The organism is Pseudomonas sp. R5-89-07 (assembly GCF_003851685.1).
GTDB lineage: Bacteria > Pseudomonadota > Gammaproteobacteria > Pseudomonadales > Pseudomonadaceae > Aquipseudomonas.
Genome location: NZ_CP027727.1, coordinates 2536018 through 2556278, shown reverse-complemented (window position 1 = coordinate 2556278; position 20261 = coordinate 2536018). Strand labels below are relative to the sequence as shown.

Annotated in this window: 19 protein-coding genes and 1 pseudogene; 11 read left to right on the top strand and 9 right to left on the bottom strand. The window is 60.9% G+C overall.

The features are described from left to right. Positions 1-7 precede the first annotated feature (7 nt). Genes C4J94_RS11700 through C4J94_RS11685 form a run of 4 tightly spaced genes read right to left on the bottom strand, consistent with a single transcriptional unit; the run spans position 8 to position 3025 of the window. Entirely contained in the window at positions 8-790 is a 783-nt protein-coding gene (locus tag C4J94_RS11700; protein ID WP_124386302.1) for an amino acid ABC transporter ATP-binding protein, read from the bottom strand. Further along, positions 787-1449 (bottom strand): amino acid ABC transporter permease, encoded by a 663-nt coding sequence (locus C4J94_RS11695; protein ID WP_124386301.1) that lies wholly within the window; start codon positions 1447-1449, stop codon positions 787-789. Before C4J94_RS11695 ends, C4J94_RS11700 begins: the two co-directional genes overlap by 4 nt. A 12-nt stretch (positions 1450-1461) precedes the next feature. Then, positions 1462-2124: an amino acid ABC transporter permease gene (locus C4J94_RS11690; RefSeq protein ID WP_124386300.1), complete on the bottom strand. Its 663-nt coding sequence runs from the start codon at positions 2122-2124 to the stop codon at positions 1462-1464. Between the two features lie 52 nt (positions 2125-2176). Next, positions 2177-3025 carry a transporter substrate-binding domain-containing protein gene (locus C4J94_RS11685; RefSeq protein WP_124386299.1) on the bottom strand — a complete coding sequence of 283 codons (849 nt, stop codon included), beginning with the start codon at positions 3023-3025 and terminating at the stop codon, positions 2177-2179. A gap of 385 nt (positions 3026-3410) precedes the next feature. Between C4J94_RS11685 and C4J94_RS11680 the strand changes: the two genes are divergently transcribed. Both C4J94_RS11680 and C4J94_RS28140 read left to right on the top strand, forming a co-directional pair. Then, positions 3411-3659, top strand: coding sequence for a hypothetical protein (locus tag C4J94_RS11680; RefSeq protein ID WP_124386298.1), 249 nt, complete (start codon positions 3411-3413; stop codon positions 3657-3659). Positions 3660-3728: 69 nt separating this feature from the next. Further along, positions 3729-3998 (top strand): annotated as a pseudogene (locus tag C4J94_RS28140) (thioredoxin family protein); the annotation flags it as partial. 40 nt (positions 3999-4038) lie between these two features. Here the strand turns inward: C4J94_RS28140 and C4J94_RS11670 are convergent. From C4J94_RS11670 to rpiB, 3 genes are all read right to left on the bottom strand, one after another. Beyond that, positions 4039-5607: a TerC family protein gene (locus C4J94_RS11670; RefSeq protein WP_124386296.1), complete on the bottom strand. Its 1569-nt coding sequence runs from the start codon at positions 5605-5607 to the stop codon at positions 4039-4041. 369 nt (positions 5608-5976) lie between these two features. Further along, positions 5977-6957, bottom strand: a complete 981-nt coding sequence (locus C4J94_RS11665) for a sugar-binding transcriptional regulator (RefSeq protein WP_124386295.1) — start codon at positions 6955-6957, stop codon at positions 5977-5979. A gap of 63 nt (positions 6958-7020) precedes the next feature. Next, the gene (gene rpiB, locus C4J94_RS11660) at positions 7021-7482 is read right to left on the bottom strand and encodes a ribose 5-phosphate isomerase B (protein ID WP_124386294.1); all 462 of its coding nucleotides are present in this window, start codon (positions 7480-7482) and stop codon (positions 7021-7023) included. A 283-nt stretch (positions 7483-7765) separates the two neighbouring features. Between rpiB and C4J94_RS11655 the strand changes: the two genes are divergently transcribed. From C4J94_RS11655 to dhaL, 7 genes are all read left to right on the top strand, one after another. Further along, positions 7766-9253 carry a sugar ABC transporter ATP-binding protein gene (locus tag C4J94_RS11655; protein ID WP_124386293.1) on the top strand — a complete coding sequence of 496 codons (1488 nt, stop codon included), beginning with the start codon at positions 7766-7768 and terminating at the stop codon, positions 9251-9253. Beyond that, the gene (locus C4J94_RS11650) at positions 9250-10227 is read left to right on the top strand and encodes an ABC transporter permease (protein WP_124386292.1); all 978 of its coding nucleotides are present in this window, start codon (positions 9250-9252) and stop codon (positions 10225-10227) included. Before C4J94_RS11655 ends, C4J94_RS11650 begins: the two co-directional genes overlap by 4 nt. Before the next feature lie 34 nt (positions 10228-10261). After that, on the top strand, positions 10262-11269 hold the full coding sequence (locus C4J94_RS11645; RefSeq protein ID WP_124386291.1) for a substrate-binding domain-containing protein: 1008 nt from the start codon (positions 10262-10264) through the stop codon (positions 11267-11269). Positions 11270-11356: 87 nt separating this feature from the next. Continuing rightward, a complete protein-coding gene (locus tag C4J94_RS11640; protein ID WP_124386290.1) occupies positions 11357-12112 on the top strand; it encodes an SDR family oxidoreductase in 756 nt (251 codons plus the stop codon). A 27-nt stretch (positions 12113-12139) separates the two neighbouring features. Then, complete coding sequence (locus tag C4J94_RS11635; RefSeq protein WP_124386289.1) at positions 12140-13255, top strand: alcohol dehydrogenase catalytic domain-containing protein; 1116 nt, start codon at positions 12140-12142, stop codon at positions 13253-13255. Positions 13256-13400: 145 nt separating this feature from the next. Next, a complete protein-coding gene (locus C4J94_RS11630; RefSeq protein WP_124386288.1) occupies positions 13401-14402 on the top strand; it encodes a dihydroxyacetone kinase subunit DhaK in 1002 nt (333 codons plus the stop codon). Positions 14403-14405: 3 nt separating this feature from the next. Beyond that, entirely contained in the window at positions 14406-15050 is a 645-nt protein-coding gene (gene dhaL / locus C4J94_RS11625; RefSeq protein ID WP_124386287.1) for a dihydroxyacetone kinase subunit DhaL, read from the top strand. Between the two features lie 106 nt (positions 15051-15156). Here the strand turns inward: dhaL and sohB are convergent, their stop codons facing one another. After that, positions 15157-16182 (bottom strand): protease SohB, encoded by a 1026-nt coding sequence (gene sohB / locus C4J94_RS11620; RefSeq protein ID WP_124386286.1) that lies wholly within the window; start codon positions 16180-16182, stop codon positions 15157-15159. A 192-nt stretch (positions 16183-16374) separates the two neighbouring features. Between sohB and C4J94_RS11615 the strand changes: the two genes are divergently transcribed. After that, a complete protein-coding gene (locus tag C4J94_RS11615) occupies positions 16375-17085 on the top strand; it encodes a histidine phosphatase family protein (RefSeq protein ID WP_124386285.1) in 711 nt (236 codons plus the stop codon). A 56-nt stretch (positions 17086-17141) separates the two neighbouring features. Continuing rightward, positions 17142-17456, top strand: coding sequence for an SCP2 sterol-binding domain-containing protein (locus tag C4J94_RS11610; protein WP_005788868.1), 315 nt, complete (start codon positions 17142-17144; stop codon positions 17454-17456). Positions 17457-17580: 124 nt separating this feature from the next. Here the strand turns inward: C4J94_RS11610 and C4J94_RS11605 are convergent, their stop codons facing one another. After that, positions 17581-20217 (bottom strand): glucosidase, encoded by a 2637-nt coding sequence (locus C4J94_RS11605; protein ID WP_124386284.1) that lies wholly within the window; start codon positions 20215-20217, stop codon positions 17581-17583. Positions 20218-20261: the final 44 nt, after the last annotated feature.

Below are 20261 nucleotides of genomic sequence, written 5' to 3'. Positions count from 1 at the left end.
CTCCTGATTAAAAACGAATGTTCTTGAGAAATTCCGCCAGACGCGGCGACTGCGGCCGCTCGAAGATGTCCTTCGACGAGCCCTGCTCTTCGATGCGACCCTGGTTCATGAACACGATCTGGTCCGAGACCTCATAGGCAAAGCGCATTTCGTGGGTGACCAGCAACATGGTCATGCCCTCCTCCGCCAGCCCCTTGATGACGCTGAGCACTTCACCAACCAGCTCGGGGTCGAGGGCCGAGGTGACTTCGTCAAAGAGCATCAGGCTGGGGTTCATCGCAATCGCCCGCGCAATCGCCACCCGCTGTTGCTGGCCGCCGGATAACTGACCGGGAAAATGATTGCGACGTTCCAGAAGTCCCACACGGTCGAGCCATTTTTCCGCAAGCGACACGGCCTCGTCCTTAGGCATTTTCTTAACTTTCAGCAACCCCAGGGTCACGTTCTGCAAGGCCGTCAAATGCGGGAACAGGTTGAACTGCTGGAATGCCATGCCGGTCATGGCGCGGTGCTGGGCGATCACCCGCTCGGGGTGCCGCACGCGCTTGCCGTCCACGTCGCTGTAGCCGATGGACTCGCCATCGAGGGTAATTTGCCCGCCCTGGAATTCTTCCAGCAGGTTGACGCAACGCAACAGGGTGGTCTTGCCCGAGCCGCTGGAGCCGATCAAGGTCACCACGTTGCCGCGCTGCATGCTCAGGTCCACGCCCTTGAGTACTTCCACGTCGCCGTATTGCTTGCGCAGGCCACGAATGTTCAGCAGCGGTTGGATTGTTTGAGGTTGATTCATGGCAAGGCCACCCGCTTTTCAATGTAGCGCCCGAATAACTCGATGGCGTAGTTGATGACAAAGAACATAAAGCCTGCGAACAGGTAGAACTCCAGGGTCATGAAGGTGCGCGCAATGACTTGCTGGGTGCTCAGCAGCAACTCGGCCACGCCGATCACCGAGAGCAAGGTCGAGGCCTTGACGATTTCCGTGGAAGAATTGACCCAGGTCGGCAGGATCTGCCGCAGCGCCTGGGGCAGCAGCACGTAGCCCAGGGACTGGTAGAACGTCAGGCCAATCGCCTTGCCCGCTTCCAGTTGCCCGCGGGGAATGGCCTGCAGCGCACCGCGCACGATTTCCGCGACGTGGGAGCCACAGAACAGCGTGAGCCCGACCGCGCCGGCCTGGAACGCGCTGATCTGCCAACCGAGTGCCGGCAGCATGTAGAAACAGGCCAACACCAGCACGAATACCGGCGTGCCACGAATCAGGTCGACATACAGACGAAACGGCGCGCGCATCCAGAACTTGCCGTACGTCAGCACCAACCCGGCGAAGATGCCGATCAGGGTGCCGAAGATAATGGCCAGCGCCGAGCAATAGATACTGGTCTGAAACCCCGCCCATAGCGTTTCTCGGGCGACCCACAATTCATGCAGCCAGCTAGGCGATTCGTACATGGGGAACCCTCCTTAACGACGGATCGCCAGACGCTGTTCCAGGTAACGGAGCAGCATGGCAATCAGGTAACAGGCGGCCACGTAGAGCGCGGTCGTCACCAGCCAGGTTTCAATCACCCGGTAGCTTTCGACGTTGATCTTGCGGGCGTAATAAGTCAGCTCCGGCACCGCAATCGCAGCGGCCAGGGAGGTGTCCTTGAACAACGAGATAAAGTTGTTCGACAGCGCCGGTAGCACGTTGCGCAGCATCACCGGCACGGTGATGTAAGCGCGGATACGCCACTCACCCAGGCCAATCGCCAACCCGGCTTCGCGCAAGCCCTTGGGAATATTCAACAGCCCGGCGCGGAACACTTCGGTCAGATAAGCCCCGGCGTACAGCGACAAGGTGATGATGAACGAAGGGATTTTATCCAGGCGGATGCCCAGCGATGGCAAGGCAAAGTAGATCAACAGGATCAGCACCAGGATCGGCGTATTGCGGATCACCGTCACATACACCGAAGCGAACACACGCAACGCGCGGTGCCTGGACAGCATGGCAAACGCCATCAGCAGGCCGATCACGCAGCCGATGGCAATCGACAGCAAGGCCAACTGCAGGCCCAGGCCAAGCCCGGCGAGCAAGGTGTCGAAATCACGCCACACGGCGGCAAAGTTCAACTGATAGTTCATGGTCGGCAGTACCTGAATGGGGCGCCGTCAAGCGCGCCCCGGTTGGTGCGGGTCACTTGAATTCCACAGGAAAACCAATCGCCGGTTCTGGCAGGTCAACGCCGAACCATTGCTTGAACGACGCCTTGTAGGTGGGGAATTCGACGCCGGTCATGGCTTCATGCAGGGCGGTATTGACGAAGTTCAGCCAGTCCTGATCGCCACGCTTGACCGCGCACGCGTAGGTCTGCGGGCTCCAGGCGTAGGTCGGGCTGCGGTAGCGGCCGGGGTTCTGCACCATCAGGTATTTGACCGAAGACTGATCGGTGGCGGCAGCATCGGCGCGACCGGAGTTCACGGCCTGGTACATCAGGTCGACGCTGTCGTACTGGTCAACCTTGGCCTTGGGCAGCGCCTGGTGCACCAGTTCTTCGGCATACACGTTCTGCAGCACGGCAACGGTGACGCCATCACCGGCCGCCTGCAGGTCTTCGATTTCCTTGTATTTGCTGTTATTCGGCAGCAGCAGGCCCACGCCTTCGCGGTAGTACGGCAGGGTGAATGCCACTTGCTGCGCACGGCTGGCGGTAACGGTGATGAACTGACAACTCATATCGACCTTGTCGGTCAGCAGGTTGGGAATACGTGCGTCGGACGACTGCACCACAAACTCGACCTTGCTCGGGTCGTTGAACAAACCCTTGGCCACGATGCGGCCGATGTCGATATCAAACCCCTGCAACTTGCCATCCGCTCCCTGGAAGTGCCACGGCGCATTGGTACTGCCTGTACCCACGATGAGGTGCCCACGCTTGAGCACACCATCGAGCTTGCTATCCGCTGCCTGCGCGAGGCTGGCAACGGTAGCCGATGCGGCGAAGAGAAAAACACACGCTTTGAACACGGAAGGTCGGTGATGCATGACAAGCACTCCAGAAGTTGTGTATTCCGCTATACCGGAATTTAGTATGTAACAACGGAATAGACAGCAGAAAGTGTGCCATAGGTGTCGAGAGAAAAATATGTTGTAGGAAAATGCTTTGGGTATCAGTGAGATAGTCACCGGTTCAGCCAAGGCGTTGCGCCATCACTGATCGGTAGACTGCTACGCAAGGCCTCAAACGGTGTTACTGCGCACCAACACCGAGCGGATGGAAGATTCAATGCGATGGGCTAGCCTGTAGAAGCGGGCTTGCTCGCGAAGAACGCCCAGCCACCCGGTTACAACAGGCTGTCCGCGTTATCGTTGACGTTTTTCGCGAGCAAGGGCTAGCCGCCCGCCTCGCTCCTACAAGGACCCTGCACTGATGAAGCTTAGCCTTAGCCTGTTGATCATCGGCACGCTGATTGCCGGTAATGCGTTAGCCAGCAACGACCGCCGAGACTGCAAGGACGAACTGCAAAAACTCAAGGAAGCCTTCGACACCAACTACACCAGCCAGAACCACCATGACTACCGTGAAGTCAAAGCTTCCCGCGACAATGAGGAATACCGAAAGTGCGCAAGCCAGGCGCGCAAGGCTCGGGAGCGGCTGGAGCGCCAGCCGGACCTGTGAAGGTTGACAGTAGACGCCGGTAAACCACCGGCCTAGCGTTAGCAAAAACGCTGGCCGAGGGAAGCCACTATGGGTATCGCAAAGGACGCTATTGCAACCAACGAGCAGTATCAGGCGATCGTCAGATCCGCTCCAATCGTATTCATACTGTTTGTTTCAGAGACCTGCCCTGGATGCGGCCCTGCAGCCGAGCGCTTTGAAGCGGTTGCAACGCATTACAAAACGGTGAAATGCCTGGTGGTCGATATCGCAACAACCCCCAGACTGCCAGGAGTGAGAGCGACACCCACCCTGGTCCCTCACGTGAATGGCGAGATCAAGGAATTCATCGAAGGGTTCGGCCCCCAGGCAACCCAGGAGCAAACCCTTGACGGCATATTCAGGCGCTATGTCCTGAAAGAGGCTCAAGGCATACCTGCGTCACCCGGCGCTCACGCACCGCAGCCACCGTCAATCGCCAACCTTCATGTTCCAGGTGATCGCCCACCACGGGCAGACGATCGAGCAGGCTCATGACCAGCCCGGCCAAGGTCTGGTAATCCTCGGTAGCGGCCGCCTTGAAGCCGGTGCGCCGACGGACCTGATCGAGGCTCAACGCGCCATCGGCACGAAACCCCGCGCCGTCCTCGACGATATCCGGCCCCTCGATTTCGCTGGCGTCCGGCAATTCACCGGCAATGGATTCAAGGATGTCAGTCATGCTCAACACCCCCATGAAGTCGCCGAATTCGTTGATCACAAAAGCGATGTGCGTGGATTCCTGGCGCATCTGCTCCAGGGCATTGAGGATCGAAAAGCTCTCCAGCAGGTTGATCGCACGGCGAGCCAGGTGTTCCAGATTCGGCTCGTTGCCGGCCAGGTATTCCTTGAGCAATTCCTTTTTGTGCACAAAGCCCAAGGGCTCATCGACCGCGCCATTACGGATCAACGGCAGCCGCGAGTAGGACGAATGCATCAACTTCAGGCGAATAGTGTCGGGGTCGTCCGCCAGGTCGATGCAGTCGACCTTGGCCCGTGGCGTCATCAAGGTGCGAATCGGTCGTTCAGCCAGTTGCAGCACACCGCTGATCATCACGCGCTCGCGTCGGTCGAACAACGGCCCCTGCGCAGCATCCGACTCGCCCAGCAGGTCGGCCACTTCTTCACCCACCTCCTCCACCGCCAGGCTGCGACCGCCGAGAAGGCGCATCACCGCGTGAGCAGTACGCTCACGCACCGGCAATACGCCTTGCGCCGACTTCTTGCGCCGCGAGCGAGCGATCTGGTTGAACACCTCGATCAGAATCGAGAAGCCGATCGCCGCGTACAGGTAGCCTTTTGGAATATGAAAGCCCAGGCCTTCGGCCGTCAGCGCGAAGCCGATCATCATCAAAAAGCCCAGGCACAGCATGATCACCGTCGGGTGCGCGTTGACGAAGCGGGTCAGCGGCTTGCTCGCCACAATCATCAGGCCGATGGACACGATCACCGCGATCATCATCACCGCCAGCTCGTCGACCATGCCCACCGCGGTAATCACTGCATCGAGGGAGAACACCGCATCGAGCACCACGATCTGCGCCACGATCGGCCAGAACATCGCGTACGCCACGCTGCCCTTGTGCTGGGCAACATGCCCTTCGAGGCGCTCGTGCAATTCCATGGTGGCCTTGAACAGCAGGAACACACCGCCGAACAGCATGATCAGGTCACGGCCGGAGAAGCTCTTGTCGAACACCTCGAACAGCGGCTGGGTCAGCGTCACCAACCAAGAGATACTCGCCAGCAGGCCCAGGCGCATCAGCAAGGCCAGGGACAAACCGATCAAGCGCGCACGGTCGCGCTGCTCCGGCGGCAACTTGTCCGCGAGGATCGCGATAAACACCAGGTTGTCGATACCCAGTACCAGTTCCAGCACAATCAAGGTCGCAAGGCCGAGCCAGGCCGTTGGATCCGCTAACCATTCCATTTATAGAGTCTCTGTATTCAAGAATGCCGGGCACGACGAAGCACGGTCATTGGACCGGGACAAGGTTAGTCGATGCAACAAGGGGGGTTGGGGCGAAGACAGTGACAGCAGGTGTCTTGGGGAAAGACGACTGGGAGGCTCCGAGAGGGTGTTCATGCACGTCCTGAGGTAACGAAAGGACTTGAATCCTACAGCCCAAATACGATTTACCTACAACGCAAAACTATTACAAAACCTGTCCTCAAAACCTACACCAACCCCATGTGGGAGGGGGCTTGCCCCCGATGGCGGTCTTCCAGCTATAAACATGCAAGTTGATACACCGCTATCGGGGGCAAGCCCCCTTCCACATTTTGACCCGGCGGCGTGTCAGGATTTTCGGGTGGCGTCGTCCAATGCCAAGATGGTGTGGGCGTTCGTCACTGTCGTCGCCAGGGTATTGATCACCCCGGAGCGCAACGCGCCCAGGGTCGCCGCCGCCTTGGTGTTCTCACTGGCAATCGCCACCACGTCCGGAATGCGAAACAGCTCCTGCACCGTCAGCCCGATGACCCGCCCCTGAATGGCGTTGACCGCCGGCTGGCCGTGAATATCGATAAAGTCATAGCCCATCATGTCGCCCACCGTGCCGGACAAGCGTGCCTGGGCGATTTCCTGCGGCGAGAACCAGCCCATGCGCACCATGTTGCTGTTTTCGCTCATGTCGCCGATGCCGATCAGCGCAATATCGGCGCGGCGCGCGCGGTCCAGGGTGGAGCGCACTGTGTCGTTATTGATCAGCACCCCGCGCAGTTCCGGGTTGGCCACCAGCGCCGGGGCGTACAGGCTTTCGCTTTCGCCGCCAAAGCGCAGGGCCAGGCGCCGGCAGATATGGTCGGGGTTCATGTATTCCCCCGCCTTGAGCGAACCGCCGATGGCGCAGACAAATGTGCAGTTGCGCGTCACCGGCAGAAACACGTTATCTGCCACCGCGCCGACATTACGGCCCATGCCCACCGCGACGATCATGCCGTCACCCAGGGTTTTATTCAGGTAGTTGGCTACCAGGCTGGCGACGGCCGAGCGCTGGGTGTCCGGATCGCTGTGGTCAACCGCAATCAAGGCGCGATCCAGCTTGAAGCGCTCGACCAGCGCCCGCTCCAGCTCGTTGTTCATCGCCGGATGTTGCAGCACGCGCACCTCGACGATGCCTTCATCGCGCGCACGCTTGAGCAAACGGCTGACCTTGGCCCGCGACAGGTCGAAGCGCTTGGCGATGACCTCCTGAGTGACGTTCTCAAGGTAATAGAGCATCGCCACTTCGGTCATCTGATCGATATCGCTGGCCATGCGCTGGGTACTGTCACTCATGGGGACGGGCTTCCGTTTCGGCGTCAAAGGCGCATTCTCCCGACTCTTGCCCCGTGCCGTCCACTACTGATGCCCATCACGCTCGATCGCATTGATGCGCTCGACCTTGGCCCCTGAACGCGCAGCCTCGAACTCCGACGCCAGGAACGCGGTGACGATGCTCTTGGCCAGTTCGGCGCCGATGACGCGCGCACCGATGGACAGGATCTGCGCATCGTTGCTCTTGCGCGCGCGCTCCGCCGAGTAGGTGTCGTGGGCCTGGGCTGCGCGAATACCCAGCACTTTATTGGCCGAGATCGCCATACCGATCCCGGTGCCGCACACCAGCACGCCGAGGCGCTGTTGCCCGGCGGTGATGGCGTTGGCCACGGCCAGGGCAATGTCCGGGTAAAGCACCGGTGCGGTGGAATGCGTACCGAAGTCGGTCACCGGGTAGCCCAGCGCCTCGATATGCCGTTTCAACAACTCCTTGAGCTCAAAACCCGCTTCATCGCATCCGATAGCCACCGGGAAAGGTGTGTTCATGGCGTCTGGCTCCGCTGCCGTGAGTTTGCATTTGACTGATCATATGATCATTCGGTGAAATTTCTATCAGTCATTTCGCGTGCAGATAGCCCTTTCTGTCAAGCTTGTTTTTACTGACCCTGCAGTCAACAGCGCTTTAAAAGCTGAATGCAGCGCAAAATATGAGAATCAGCACTTTTAAGTGAAAGGCATTGACTGATCAGAATTTCATTTGATACACATATGTTCACAGCAAACCATGACTGTGCGACCTAATAAGAATTCACAGCACGAGGACACGCCGATGGCCACGCCATTACTGCTCCAGGCTGAACATGTCGCCAAGGCTTACGCCGGGGTACCTGCCCTGCGTGACGGACGCCTTTGCTTGCGGGCCGGCAGCGTACACGCCCTGTGCGGCGGCAATGGCGCAGGCAAGTCGACCTTCCTGAGCATCCTGATGGGCATTACCCCGCGCGACGCCGGCAGCATTCTGCTCAACGGGGCCCCCGTGCAGTTCAACCGCCCGAGCGAAGCCTTGGCGGCGGGGATCGCGATGATCACCCAGGAGCTGGAACCCATTCCCTACATGACCGTCGCCGAAAACATCTGGCTGGGCCGCGAACCGCGCCGCGCCGGTTGTATTGTCGACAGCAAAGCCCTCAACCGCCGCACCCGCGAGCTGCTCGAAGGCCTGGAGTTCGACGTCGACCCCACCCGCCCCATGCACCGCTTGAGCGTGGCGCAGATCCAGCTGGTGGAAATCGCCAAGGCGTTCAGCCATGACTGCCAGGTGATGATCATGGACGAACCCACCTCGGCCATCGGTGAGCACGAGGCGCAAACCCTGTTCAAGGCCATTCGCCGCCTCACCGCGCGCGGCGCGGGCATCGTGTATGTGTCCCACCGGTTGAGCGAACTGGCGCAGATCGCCGACGACTACAGCATCTTCCGCGATGGCGCCTTTGTGGAAAGCGGGCGCATGGCCGATATCGACCGCAACCACCTGGTGCGCGGCATCGTCGGCCAGGAGCTGACCCGCATCGACCACAAGGTCGGCCGTGAGTGCGCCGCCACCACCTGCCTGCAGGTCGACAACCTCAGCCGCCACGGCGAGTTTCACGATATCAGCCTGCAACTGCGCCAGGGCGAAATCCTGGGCATCTATGGCCTGATGGGCTCGGGGCGCAGCGAATTTCTCAACTGCATCTATGGCCTGACCACGCCGGACGCCGGCAGCGTCACGCTGCAAGGCAAGCCCATGCCCATCGGGCTGCCCAAGGCGACGATCAATGCCGGCATGTCGCTGGTCACCGAAGACCGCAAGGACAGTGGACTGGTCCTGACCGGCAGCATTTTGTCCAACATTGCGCTGTCGGCCTACAAGCGCTTGTCGAGCTGGTCGCTGATCAACGCACGCAAGGAAGCCCAACTGGCCAAGGACATGGTCAAGCGCCTGCAGATCAAGACCAGCTCGCTGGACTTGCCGGTGGCCTCCATGAGCGGCGGCAACCAGCAAAAAGTGGTACTCGCCAAGTGCCTGTCCACCGAGCCGGTGTGCCTGCTCTGCGATGAACCGACCCGGGGCATCGACGAAGGCGCCAAGCAGGAGATCTACCACCTGCTGGACCAGTTCGTGCGCGCCGGTGGCGCCGCCATCGTGGTGTCGTCGGAAGCCCCGGAGCTGCTGCATTTGAGCGATCGCATCGCCGTATTCAAGGGCGGACGCCTGGTGACCATCAGCAGCGACACCGCCCTTTCCCAGGAAGCCTTGTTGAGTCTTGCCTCATGAATGCCAAAACTGACGTTGCGCCCGTTTCCGCCGCACCGCGCAACACCTTGCGCCTGTCCCTCGACCGCTTCGGCCTGCCACTGGTGTTTATCCTGCTGTGCGTGGTGATGGCGTTTTCCAGCGAATACTTCATGACCTGGCGCAACTGGATGGACATCCTGCGCCAGACCTCCATCAACGGCATCCTTGCCGTAGGCATGACCTACGTGATCCTGACCAAGGGCATCGACCTCTCGGTGGGCTCGATCCTGGCGTTTGCCGGCCTGTGCAGCGCCATGGTCGCGACCCAGGGCTACGGCCTGCTGGCGGCGGTCAGCGCGGGGATGTTCGCCGGGGCGATGCTCGGCGTGGTCAACGGTTTCATGGTGGCCAACCTTTCGATCCCGCCCTTCGTGGCCACCCTCGGCATGCTCAGCATTGCGCGCGGCATGACCTTCATCCTCAACGACGGTAGCCCGATCACCGACCTGCCCGACGCCTACCTGGCGCTGGGCATCGGCAAGATCGGCCCGATTGGCGTGCCGATCATCATCTTCGCGGTAGTCGCACTGATCTTCTGGATGGTGCTGCGCTACACCACCTATGGGCGCTATGTGTACGCGGTGGGCGGCAATGAAAAGAGCGCGCGCACCTCAGGGATAGGCGTACGCAAGGTAATGTTCTCGGTGTATGTGGTGTCGGGCCTGCTGGCCGGACTCGCCGGCGTGGTGCTGTCGGCGCGCACCACCTCCGCCCTGCCCCAGGCCGGGGTTTCCTATGAGCTTGATGCGATTGCCGCGGTGGTGATCGGCGGCACCAGTTTGTCCGGCGGCACCGGCAGCATCGTCGGCACCCTGTTTGGCGCGCTGTTGATTGGCGTGATCAACAACGGGCTGAACCTGCTTGGTGTTTCTTCCTATTACCAGCAGGTCGCCAAGGGCCTGATCATCGTGTTCGCAGTACTGATCGACGTGTGGCGCAAGAAAAAACGCTAGAGAACGACCCACAACAATAACCGGAGTTCTACTTATGAAACTGGGTACCACCTTGGCCGCTGCGGCGACCTTAACCCTGCTGGCCAGCAGTATCGCCCTGGCCGCCGATGGCAAGACCTACAAGATCGGCGCCGCCGTGTACGGACTCAAGGGCCAGTTCATGCAGAACTGGGTCCGCGAGCTCAAGGAACACCCTGCGGTCAAGGACGGCACCGTGCAATTGACCGTGTTCGACGGCAACTACGACGCGCTGACGCAGAACAACCAGATCGAAAACATGGTGACCCAGCGCTACGACGCCATCCTGTTCGTGCCCATCGATACCAAGGCCGGCGTCGGCACGGTAAAAGCCGCCATGAGTAACGACGTGGTGGTCATCGCCTCCAATACGAAAGTAGCCGATGCCAACGTGCCGTATGTGGGTAACGACGATGTGGAGGGCGGCCGCCTGCAGGCCCAGGCCATGGTCGACAAGCTCAACGGCAAGGGCAACGTGGTGATCATCCAGGGCCCGATTGGCCAGTCGGCGCAGATCGACCGGGAAAAAGGCGAGCTGGAAGTGCTGGGCAAGCACCCGGACATCAAGATCATCGAAAAGAAAACCGCCAACTGGGACCGCGCCCAGGCGCTGACCCTCACTGAAGACTGGCTGAACGCTCACCCCAAAGGCATCAACGGCGTGATCGCCCAGAACGACGACATGGCCCTCGGCGCGGTGCAGGCGCTGAAGTCTCATGGGCTGACCTCCAAGGACGTACCGGTCACCTCGATTGACGGCATGCCGGACGCGATCCAGGCGGCGAAAAAAGACGAAGTCACCACCTTCCTCCAGGACGCCCAGGCCCAGTCCCAGGGCGCGCTGGACGTGGCGTTGCGCGCATTGGCCGGCAAGGACTACAAGCCGCAGTCAGTGATCTGGGAGCGTTATGGCAAGGACGTGAAATGGGGCGATGGCACGGCCAAGAACTACATCCTGCCCTGGGTTCCGGTGACCAATGCGAATGCGGATGCGCTGTACAAGCAGGTCAGCGGCGGCAAGTAGTCATTGACCTGAAATGCAGTCAACTGTGGGAGGGGGCTTGCCCCCTCCCACATTGGATCTGCAGTGTGATTGAAAGAGGAGTCATACATGTCTGGTTTCTGGAACCAAGCCTTCGACCTCAGCGGCCGCTGCGCCGTGATCACCGGTGGCGCCGCCGGCATCGGCCTGGCCTGCGCCACCTTGCTGGCAGAGCGCGGCGCACGCGTGGCGCTGCTCGACCGCGACCCGGCAGTGGTTGAAATAGCCGCCAGCCTGGGCGACGGGCACCTGGGCATTGCCGTCGACCTCGGCCGGATCGGCCAGATACACACCACCATCGATCAGGTATTCGAGCAGTTCCAGCGCCTGGATTACCTGATCAACAGCGCCGGCGTGGTGTTGTTGGACAAGGCCGTCGAGGTCAGCGAAAGCGCCTGGGACACCACCCTGGACATCAACCTCAAGGCCAGCTTCTTCGTGGCCCAGGCCTGCGCCCGTCACATGCTGGCCCAGGGCAGCGGGCGCATCGTCAACCTCGCCTCCCAGGCTGCCGTGATCGGCCTGGACCGCCATGTCGCCTACTGCGCGAGCAAGGCCGCGATTGTCGGCATGACCAAGGTACTGGCCATGGAATGGGCGCCGCAGATCAACGTCAACGCCATCTCCCCGACCATCGTCGAGACCGCCCTGGGCAAGAAAGCCTGGGCCGGAGACGTGGGCGAGCGGGCCAAGTTGCAGATCCCGGCGGGGCGTTTTGCCCAACCCGAGGAAATCGCCGGGCTGGCGTTGTACCTGCTCAGCGATGCCGCACAGATGATCACCGGCGCGAACATGGTGATCGACGGCGGCTACAGCATTCAGTAATCCATCTTTATGTCGTGAGGTTTTGTCATGTCCACCGTTACCGAACGCAGCGCTGAACAACTGGCCCCTGTCATTCCGAAAACCATGCAGGCCGTGGTGTGCCATGGCCCGGAAGACTATCGCCTGGAAACCGTCGACGTTCCCACACCGGGCCCGGATGAAATCCTCACCAAGGTCGAGCTGTGCGGCATCTGCATGGGCGACATCAAGACCTATCGCGGCGCGCCGTCGTTCTGGGGCGATGCCGAACAACCGCGCTATGTGAAACCGCCGATGATCCCCGGCCATGAGTTCGTGTGCCGCGTGGTTGCCCTTGGCCCTGGCGCGGAAAAACGCGGCGTGGCGGTGGGTGACCGGGTGATTTCCGAGCAGATCGTGCCGTGCTGGGGCTGCCGGTTCTGCAACCACGGCCAATACTGGATGTGCCAGAAGCACGACCTCTATGGCTTCCAGAACAACGTGCAGGGCGCCATGGCCCAGTACATGATTTTCACCAAGGAAGGCATCATCCATAAAGTGCCGGAATCCATCGCCCCGGATGAAGCGATCCTGATCGAACCGCTCGCCTGCTCGCTGCACGCGGCAGAACGCGCCAATGTCGACCACGACGACATTGTGGTGGTCGCCGGCGCCGGCACCCTGGGTCTGGGCATCATCGGCGCGGTGCGGTTGCGCAACCCGAAAAGACTCATCGTGCTGGACATGAAGCCCGAGCGCGCCGCCCTGGCCCTGCGCATGGGCGCCGACGAAGTATGGAACCCGGCCCAGGTCGACGTGCTGGCGAAAATCCGCGAGATCACCGACGGCTACGGCTGCGACATCTATATCGAAGCCACCGGGCACCACAAGGCGGTGAATCAGGGTCTGGCGATGCTGCGCAAACTGGGGCGCTTCGTTGAATTCAGCGTGTTCAATGATGAGGCCACGGTGGATTGGTCGATCATCGGCGACCGCAAGGAACTCGACATCCTCGGCTCGCACCTGGGGCCATACATGTACCCGCGCGCCATCGACTTTATCGGCAACCGCAAGATCGATATGCGCGATGTGGTGACCCACACGTTTGCGTTGGCGGATTTCAAGGAAGCGTTCGCGGTAATGGAGCGAGGCGACAAGTCGCTGAAGGTTGTACTCAAGCCATAAGCACACCACAGCTTCCCAATGTGGGAGGGGGCTTGCCCCCGATGGCGCTGCGCCAGTGCTGAATCAGCTAGCTGACACACCACTATCGGGAGCAAGCCCCCCCACACTGGATAGCGGTGAACCAATAAAAACAGGAACCCGCGTTATGAATCGAGTCATCAACGATCCGGACCAAGTGGTCGAAGACATGCTGCGCGGCATCCTGGTCGCGCACCCTGAACTGCGCCAGTACGAAACCAACCCACGGGTTATCGTCAAGGCCAAACCTTCGGCCAAGGGCCGTGTCGGCATCGTCACCGGCGGTGGTTCCGGGCACGAGCCGGCGTTTCTCGGCTACGTCGGCCCCGGCTTGGTGGACGCGGTGGCAGTCGGCGAGATTTTCTCCTCGCCCACCGCCAAAAGCTTTTTCGATGCCTTTCGCGCCGCCGACCAAGGCGCGGGCGTGGCCTGCCTGTACGGCAACTACGCCGGTGACAACATGAATGTGAAGCTGGCGATGAAAATGGCCGCCAGCAAAGACATGCGTATCCGCACCGTGGTCGCCAATGATGACGTCGCCTCCGCCCCCAAGGCGGAGATCGCCAAGCGTCGCGGGGTGGCCGGGGAAATATTCATGTGGAAGATCGGCGGCGCCGCTGCTGCCCAGCATTACGACCTGGACGGGGTGATTCGCGTCGCGCAGAAAGCCGTCGACAACTGTCGTTCGATTGGTATTGGTCTTACGCCCTGCACCATCGCCGCCGTGGGCAAGCCAAACTTCCAGATCCCCGACGGCCAGATGGAACTGGGCATCGGCCACCATGGCGAACCGGGCATCGAAGTGGTGCCTATCGAGTCCGCCGCGGCGATGGCCGAGCGCATGCTCTCGCCTATCCTTGCAGACCGCGATTTCAGCCAGGATGACAGCGTGGTAGTGCTGGTCTCCGGCCTCGGCGCCACGCCGGTGATGGAGCTGTACGTGTTCTATGCCGAGGTAGAAAGCCAGCTCAAGGCCAAGGGTTTGAAAATCCACCGTTGCTACGTCGGCAACTACTTCACCTCCCTGGAAATGATGGGGGTGACCCTGACCCTGCTCGGCCTGGACGCGGAACTGAAAACACTGATCGACCAACCCTGCCGTTCCATCGGCATGACCCAGGCGGAGTGAACCATGAGCGAGCATTTTTCTACCCACGACGGCAGCACCATCGTCGCCGACCTGGTCAGCGTAATCGTGGCCAACCGTGACTATCTCAGCGAAATCGACGGCGCAATTGGCGACGGTGACCACGGCATCAACATGGCCAAGGGCTTCGCCCATTGCGGGCGCGCGCTCGAAGGCCGCCAACTGAGCCTGGCCCAAGCCCTGGATGAACTGACCCTGAGCCTGATGGAAGGCATCGGCGGCTCAATGGGCCCGTTGTATGGCAGCCTGTTTATCGGCATGGCCGATGAAGTACGCGGCAGCGAAGACATCGACGCCGCCACCTTCGCGCGCTTGCTGCGCGGCGGCCTGACCTCGTTGCAGGACATCACCGAGGCGGGTGTAGGCGATAAGTGTCTGATGGACACGTTGATTCCAGCGGTGGAGGCCTTTGAGCGGGCGCATGCCGATGGGGCTTCGTTCAACGATGCGCTGGAGGCGATGAAAAGCGCTGCTTCCCGGGGGCGTGATTCGACCAAAGACCTGGTGGCAAAGATTGGCCGGGCCAGTCGTTTGGGTGAGCGCTCGCTCGGGGTGTTGGATGCGGGAGCGGTGTCATGCTGCCTGATCCTCACACGGCTGGCAGACTCCATCCAGCCGCGATTGACCTGACCGGGTTTCCACTTGTGGGAGGGGGCTTGCCCCCGATAGCGGTGTTTCAGCCAACATTTATGTAGCTGACCGATTGCTATCGGGGGCAAGCCCCCTCCCACATGGGTTACCAGAAACGCTGCTGAGTCAAACGGCTCCACCAGGTCAGCAACACCCGATCCACCGAACCACTGGCTGCCAGCCCCACGCGCTCCTGCAGGCTCTTACGCTCGGCATAGTGCAGGTGGAACACTTCGGCGGTCTTGGCCTTGGTCGCCAGGTATTCATCGCTGGTCTGCAGTTCGTCGACCAATTGCTTGTCGAGGGCGGCAACACCCAGCCACACTTCTCCGGTGGCGACCTCGTCGATCGCCAACTGCGGGCGATAACGCGAGACGAAGTTTTTGAACAGCTGGTGAGTGATGTCCAGGTCTTCCTGGAACTTCTCGCGACCCTTCTCGGTGTTTTCGCCAAACACCGTCAGTGTGCGTTTGTACTCGCCGGCGGTCAGTACTTCGAAGTCGATATCGTGCTTTTTCAGCAGGCGGTTGACGTTGGGCAACTGCGCAACCACGCCAATGGAACCGAGGATGGCGAATGGAGCGCTGATGATCTTCTCGCCGATGCACGCCATCATGTAGCCGCCGCTGGCGGCAACCTTGTCGATGCACACGGTCAACGGCACGCCCGCCTGGCGAATACGCGCCAGCTGCGATGAGGCCAGCCCGTAGCTATGCACCATGCCGCCGCCGCTTTCCAGGCGCAGTACCACTTCGTCCTTGGGCGTGGCCAGGCTCAGCAGTGCGGTGATTTCATGGCGCAGGCTTTCGGTGGCCGAGGCCTTGATGTCACCGTCGAAGTCCAGCACGAATACCCGTGGCTTAGCCTCGGGCTTTTTCTTGCCCTGCTTCTTTTCGGCCTTGCTTTCGGATTTGCGCAGGGCCTTGAGCTGGTCCTTGTCGAGCAGGCTCGATTCCAGGCGCTCGCGCAAGCCTTTGTAGAAGTCGTTCAGCTTGCTGACCTGCAACTGGCCGGCGGACTTGCGACGCCCTTTGCTGCGCAGGGCCGCGAAGCTGATCAGCACCACCAGAATAGCGACCACCAGGGTGACGGTCTTCGCCAGAAAGCTCGCATATTCGGCCAAAAAATCCATATGTCTCCTTAAGAATGCACTGCGCCAGGCGCGGATGGCCCAGCATACCGGCGCCACTGGCTGCGGACCAGTGCCCAAACCGCCAGCAGTGCACCTCTAACGGGCTTTTAAAACAAGCGTATGTTTTTTCATTGACAGCTCGCAGGCATCCTCATAACCTCGCCAGACTTTCAACGTACCGGGAAAACGGACGTGGGCAGCATCTATCTGATTCGACATGGCCAGGCCTCCTTCGGTGCAGACGACTATGACGTCCTGTCGCCCGTTGGTGTGGAACAAGCCCAGGTACTCGGTCGCCACCTGGCAGACCTTGGGCTTAAGTTCGATCGTTGCCTGTCGGGTGATCTCCGCCGCCAGCAGCACACCGCCACCGCCGCGTTCGATCAATACAGCGCCCTCGGCCTGCCGGTTCCTCCCTTGGAAATTGACAGCGCGTTCAACGAATTCGACGGCGAGGCAATCATCCGGGGCTTGCTTCCCGATCTGCTCGGCGCCGAACCCGATGCCGTGCATATCCTGCGCAATGGCGCGCAGAACCGCAGCGAATTCCAGCGCATCTTTGCCCTGATCATCGAGCGTTGGCTCGCCGGCACCTACGACCCACCGGGGCTGGAAAGCTGGCTGGGGTTTGTCGAGCGCGTCAACGGCGGCTTGCAGCGCATCCTTGAGGCCGCCGACAACGGGCACAAGATTGCGGTATTTACCTCCGGCGGCACCATCACCGCCCTGCTCCACCTGATTACCCGAATGCCGGTGGCCCAGGCGTTCGAACTGAACTGGCAAATTGTTAACACCTCGCTCAACCAGTTGAAATTCCGTGGTCGCGAGGTGGCGCTGGCTTCCTTCAACACTCATACCCACTTGCAGCTGTTGAAGGCGCCGCAGTTCATCACCTTCCGATGAAGTGCGGCCAACCGTGACCCCAAGGTCACTGGACTCTACCCTAAAGGATCGAAACCATGACTGACGTAGCTAAAGCCGTAGAAGCAATGAAAGCCAAATTCAACCCAAGCGCTGCTGAAGGCCTGGACCTGGTATTCGGTTTCCGCATCGACGACACCAAGAACTTCTCGCTGGTGGTCAAAGACAAGACCTGCGAACTGCAGGAAGGCGAAAACCCGGACGCCCAAGTGACCCTGGTCATGGACAGCGAGACCCTGGAAGGCATCGTCGACGGTTCCACCGACGGCATGCAGGCCTTCATGGGCGGCAAGCTGCGCACCGAAGGCGACATGATGCTGGCGATGAAGCTGAGCGAGCTGTTCCCTTCCTGATTCAAGGGCAATCCTGAGTCAGATAAATATCCAGTGTGGGAGGGGGCTTGCCCCCGATAGCGGTGTATCAGTGACAGGTGAGCTGGCTGACACACCGCCATCGGGAGCAAGCCCCCTCCCACATTTAGTTTTTAGGTTGCAGCAACAACGCCACCAACGCACTCCACCCCGTCTGGTGCGACGCCCCCAACCCCCTCCCGGTTTCTCCATGGAAATACTCATGGAACAGCACCAGGTCGCGGCTGAGCGGGTCCGCCTCCAACTGCGCATACGCCGCCATCGACGGGCGCAAGCCGTTCTCGTCCCTCAGAAACAGCCGGGTCAGGCGCTGGCTGAGGCTGTCGGCCACTTCCTCCAGGGAGGACAGGTAACCACTGCCCTTGGGGTACTCCACCGAAAAGTTATCCGCGTAATAGCGATGAAATTCGCGCAGCGACTCGATCAGCATGTAGTTGACCGGCATCCACAACGGCCCGCGCCAATTCGAGTTGCCGCCGTACAAACGCGAATCTGATTCGCCGGGCTGGTAACTGGCGCACAAGGTGTTGCCATTCATTTTGAGCGCCAGGGGCCGCTCGGCGAACGCCTTGGACAGGGAGCGCACGCCAAACGCCGACAGGAATTCATCCTCGTCGAGCATGCGCCGCAGCAAGTCCTTGGTACGCTCGCCGCGCAGCAACGCCAGCAACAGTCGATTACCCTGCCCCGGTTCGTTCCAGCGCGATACCAGCCTGGCCAGGTCCGGCCGGTGATGCATGAAGCCCAACAGCCGCTCGCGCAAGCCTTCCAGGCCTTCATGTTCACGCTGCTCCAGCACCAGCACCGCAAACAGCGGCATCAGCCCGACGATGGAACGCAGGCGCACCGGCTCGCTGTCGCCATCGGGGCGATGCAGCACGTCGTAAAAGAACAGATCCTGCTCGTCCCAAAGGCCTTCGGCGCTGTCGTCGACGCGGTTGATGGCGCCGGCGATATACAGGAAGTGCTCGAAGAACTTCACCGCGATATCCACGTAGACGCCATTGCGCTTGGCCAGCTCCAGGGCGATGCGCATCAGGTCCAGCGCATAGGCGGCCACCCAGGCGGTACCGTCGGCCTGGTCCAGCTGATAGCCCGGCGGCAGCGGCGCCGAGCGGTCGAACAAGGCAATATTGTCCAGCCCTAGAAAACCGCCCTGGAACAGGTTGCGGCCCTCGGCGTCCTTGCGGTTGACCCACCAGGAAAAATTCAGCAGCAGCTTGTGGAAAATCCGCTCCAGGAAGTCCATGTCACCCACGCCCGTCAGCGCCTTGTCCTGCTGATACACGCGCCAGCTGGCCCAGGCATGCACGGGCGGGTTGGCATCGTCGAAGCGCCATTCATAGGCCGGCAGCTGCCCGTTGGGGTGCATGAAGCGGTCCTTCACCAGCAACAGCAACTGTTGCTTGGCGTAGCCCGGATCGATCAGCGCCAGCGCCACCGCCTGGAAGCCCTGGTCCCACGAGGCGTACCAGGGGTACTCCCAGGTGTCGGGCATGGACAGGATGTCGAAATTGGACAGGTGCCGCCAATGGCTATTGCGGATGTGCAGACGCTCGGGCGGCGGCGCGGGCTGGGCCGGGTCGCCGTCCAGCCACTGGTTGACGTCGAAATAATACAACTGCTTGGACCACAACAACCCGGCCAGGGCCTGGCGCTGGACGTTGCGTGCATCTTCGTCGGTGATTCCTTGTTGCAGGGCCGCATAGAAATCGTCGGCCTCCTGACGGCGTTGGTCGAACAACTTGCGCGCGTTGACCTCGGGCGCGTCCACAGGGGCAAAGCGCAGGTACAGGATTTTGCGTTCATCACCCGCCAGTTCCAGGCAGAACCGCGCGGCAACCTTGGTTCCCGCGTCCCGGCGAATAGCGCCTTGAATGCCATTCACCACGTAATCGTTAATACCGTCCTTGAACGGCCCCGGCGCCGATGGCCCACCCAGCTTGGGAAAGTTGGTCTGGTTTTCGCAAAACAGCCATTCCACGCCGTCCTGGCCCCAGGCGCTGAGATACCGATCCTCCAGCTCATGATGACGGGCCCGCACGCGGTCAGCGTCCAGCGTCAAATCAGGCTTGGGTGCGTCGAACGTCCAGCTCCAGTCATTACGCGCCCACAGCTGGGGCAACACCTGCAGGCGCGTGGGTTGCTCGGAACGGTTGTGCACGGTGATGCGCATGAAGATATCGTCGGGTTGATGCTTGGCGTACTCGACGCTGACGTCACAGTAGCGGCTGTCGTCAAACACACCGGTATCAAGGATTTCATATTCGGTGTCAGCCAGTCCGCGACGGGCGTTCTCAGCGATCAAGTCGGTGTAGGGAAACGCCGCATGGGGATATTTGTAGAGCATGCGCATGTAGGCATGGCTCGGCACGCCATCGACGAAAAAGTACAGTTCCTTGACGTCCTCGCCATGGTTGCCCTCGGCGTTATCGAGGCCGAACAGGCGCTCCTTGAGGATCGCGTCGCGCTCGTTCCACAGCGCCAGGCCCAGGCACCAGCGTTGCGCCTTGTCGCTGAAACCGGCCAGGCCATCCTCGCCCCAACGGTAGGCGCGGCTGCGGGCATGTTCATGTGGGAAATAGGCCCAGGCATCGCCGTCGGCGCTGTAGTCCTCGCGCACGGTGCCCCATTGGCGTTCACTCAGGTACGGCCCCCACTCGCGCCAGCACTCTGCATCCTGTGCCGTCAGGCGCTGACCTTCGAGGGTGTCGAGCATTGGGTGTGTGGGTGTGGCCGTCATTGAGTCCTCCATCGCCTGCCGGGTGAGCAGCAGTGTAGAACCCA

Excerpts from the sequence above, each read along its gene's own strand:
- C4J94_RS11700 (WP_124386302.1), bottom strand. The coding sequence starts at position 790 with ATGAATCAACCTCAAACAATCCAACCGCTGCTGAACATTCGTGGCCTG.
- C4J94_RS11695 (WP_124386301.1), bottom strand. The coding sequence starts at position 1,449 with ATGTACGAATCGCCTAGCTGGCTGCATGAATTGTGGGTCGCCCGAGAA.
- C4J94_RS11690 (WP_124386300.1), bottom strand. The coding sequence starts at position 2,124 with ATGAACTATCAGTTGAACTTTGCCGCCGTGTGGCGTGATTTCGACACC.
- C4J94_RS11685 (WP_124386299.1), bottom strand. The coding sequence starts at position 3,025 with ATGCATCACCGACCTTCCGTGTTCAAAGCGTGTGTTTTTCTCTTCGCC.
- C4J94_RS11680 (WP_124386298.1), top strand. The coding sequence starts at position 3,411 with ATGAAGCTTAGCCTTAGCCTGTTGATCATCGGCACGCTGATTGCCGGT.
- C4J94_RS11670 (WP_124386296.1), bottom strand. The coding sequence starts at position 5,607 with ATGGAATGGTTAGCGGATCCAACGGCCTGGCTCGGCCTTGCGACCTTG.
- C4J94_RS11665 (WP_124386295.1), bottom strand. The coding sequence starts at position 6,957 with ATGAGTGACAGTACCCAGCGCATGGCCAGCGATATCGATCAGATGACC.
- rpiB (WP_124386294.1), bottom strand. The coding sequence starts at position 7,482 with ATGAACACACCTTTCCCGGTGGCTATCGGATGCGATGAAGCGGGTTTT.
- C4J94_RS11655 (WP_124386293.1), top strand. The coding sequence starts at position 7,766 with ATGGCCACGCCATTACTGCTCCAGGCTGAACATGTCGCCAAGGCTTAC.
- C4J94_RS11650 (WP_124386292.1), top strand. The coding sequence starts at position 9,250 with ATGAATGCCAAAACTGACGTTGCGCCCGTTTCCGCCGCACCGCGCAAC.
- C4J94_RS11645 (WP_124386291.1), top strand. The coding sequence starts at position 10,262 with ATGAAACTGGGTACCACCTTGGCCGCTGCGGCGACCTTAACCCTGCTG.
- C4J94_RS11640 (WP_124386290.1), top strand. The coding sequence starts at position 11,357 with ATGTCTGGTTTCTGGAACCAAGCCTTCGACCTCAGCGGCCGCTGCGCC.
- C4J94_RS11635 (WP_124386289.1), top strand. The coding sequence starts at position 12,140 with ATGTCCACCGTTACCGAACGCAGCGCTGAACAACTGGCCCCTGTCATT.
- C4J94_RS11630 (WP_124386288.1), top strand. The coding sequence starts at position 13,401 with ATGAATCGAGTCATCAACGATCCGGACCAAGTGGTCGAAGACATGCTG.
- dhaL (WP_124386287.1), top strand. The coding sequence starts at position 14,406 with ATGAGCGAGCATTTTTCTACCCACGACGGCAGCACCATCGTCGCCGAC.
- sohB (WP_124386286.1), bottom strand. The coding sequence starts at position 16,182 with ATGGATTTTTTGGCCGAATATGCGAGCTTTCTGGCGAAGACCGTCACC.
- C4J94_RS11610 (WP_005788868.1), top strand. The coding sequence starts at position 17,142 with ATGACTGACGTAGCTAAAGCCGTAGAAGCAATGAAAGCCAAATTCAAC.
- C4J94_RS11605 (WP_124386284.1), bottom strand. The coding sequence starts at position 20,217 with ATGACGGCCACACCCACACACCCAATGCTCGACACCCTCGAAGGTCAG.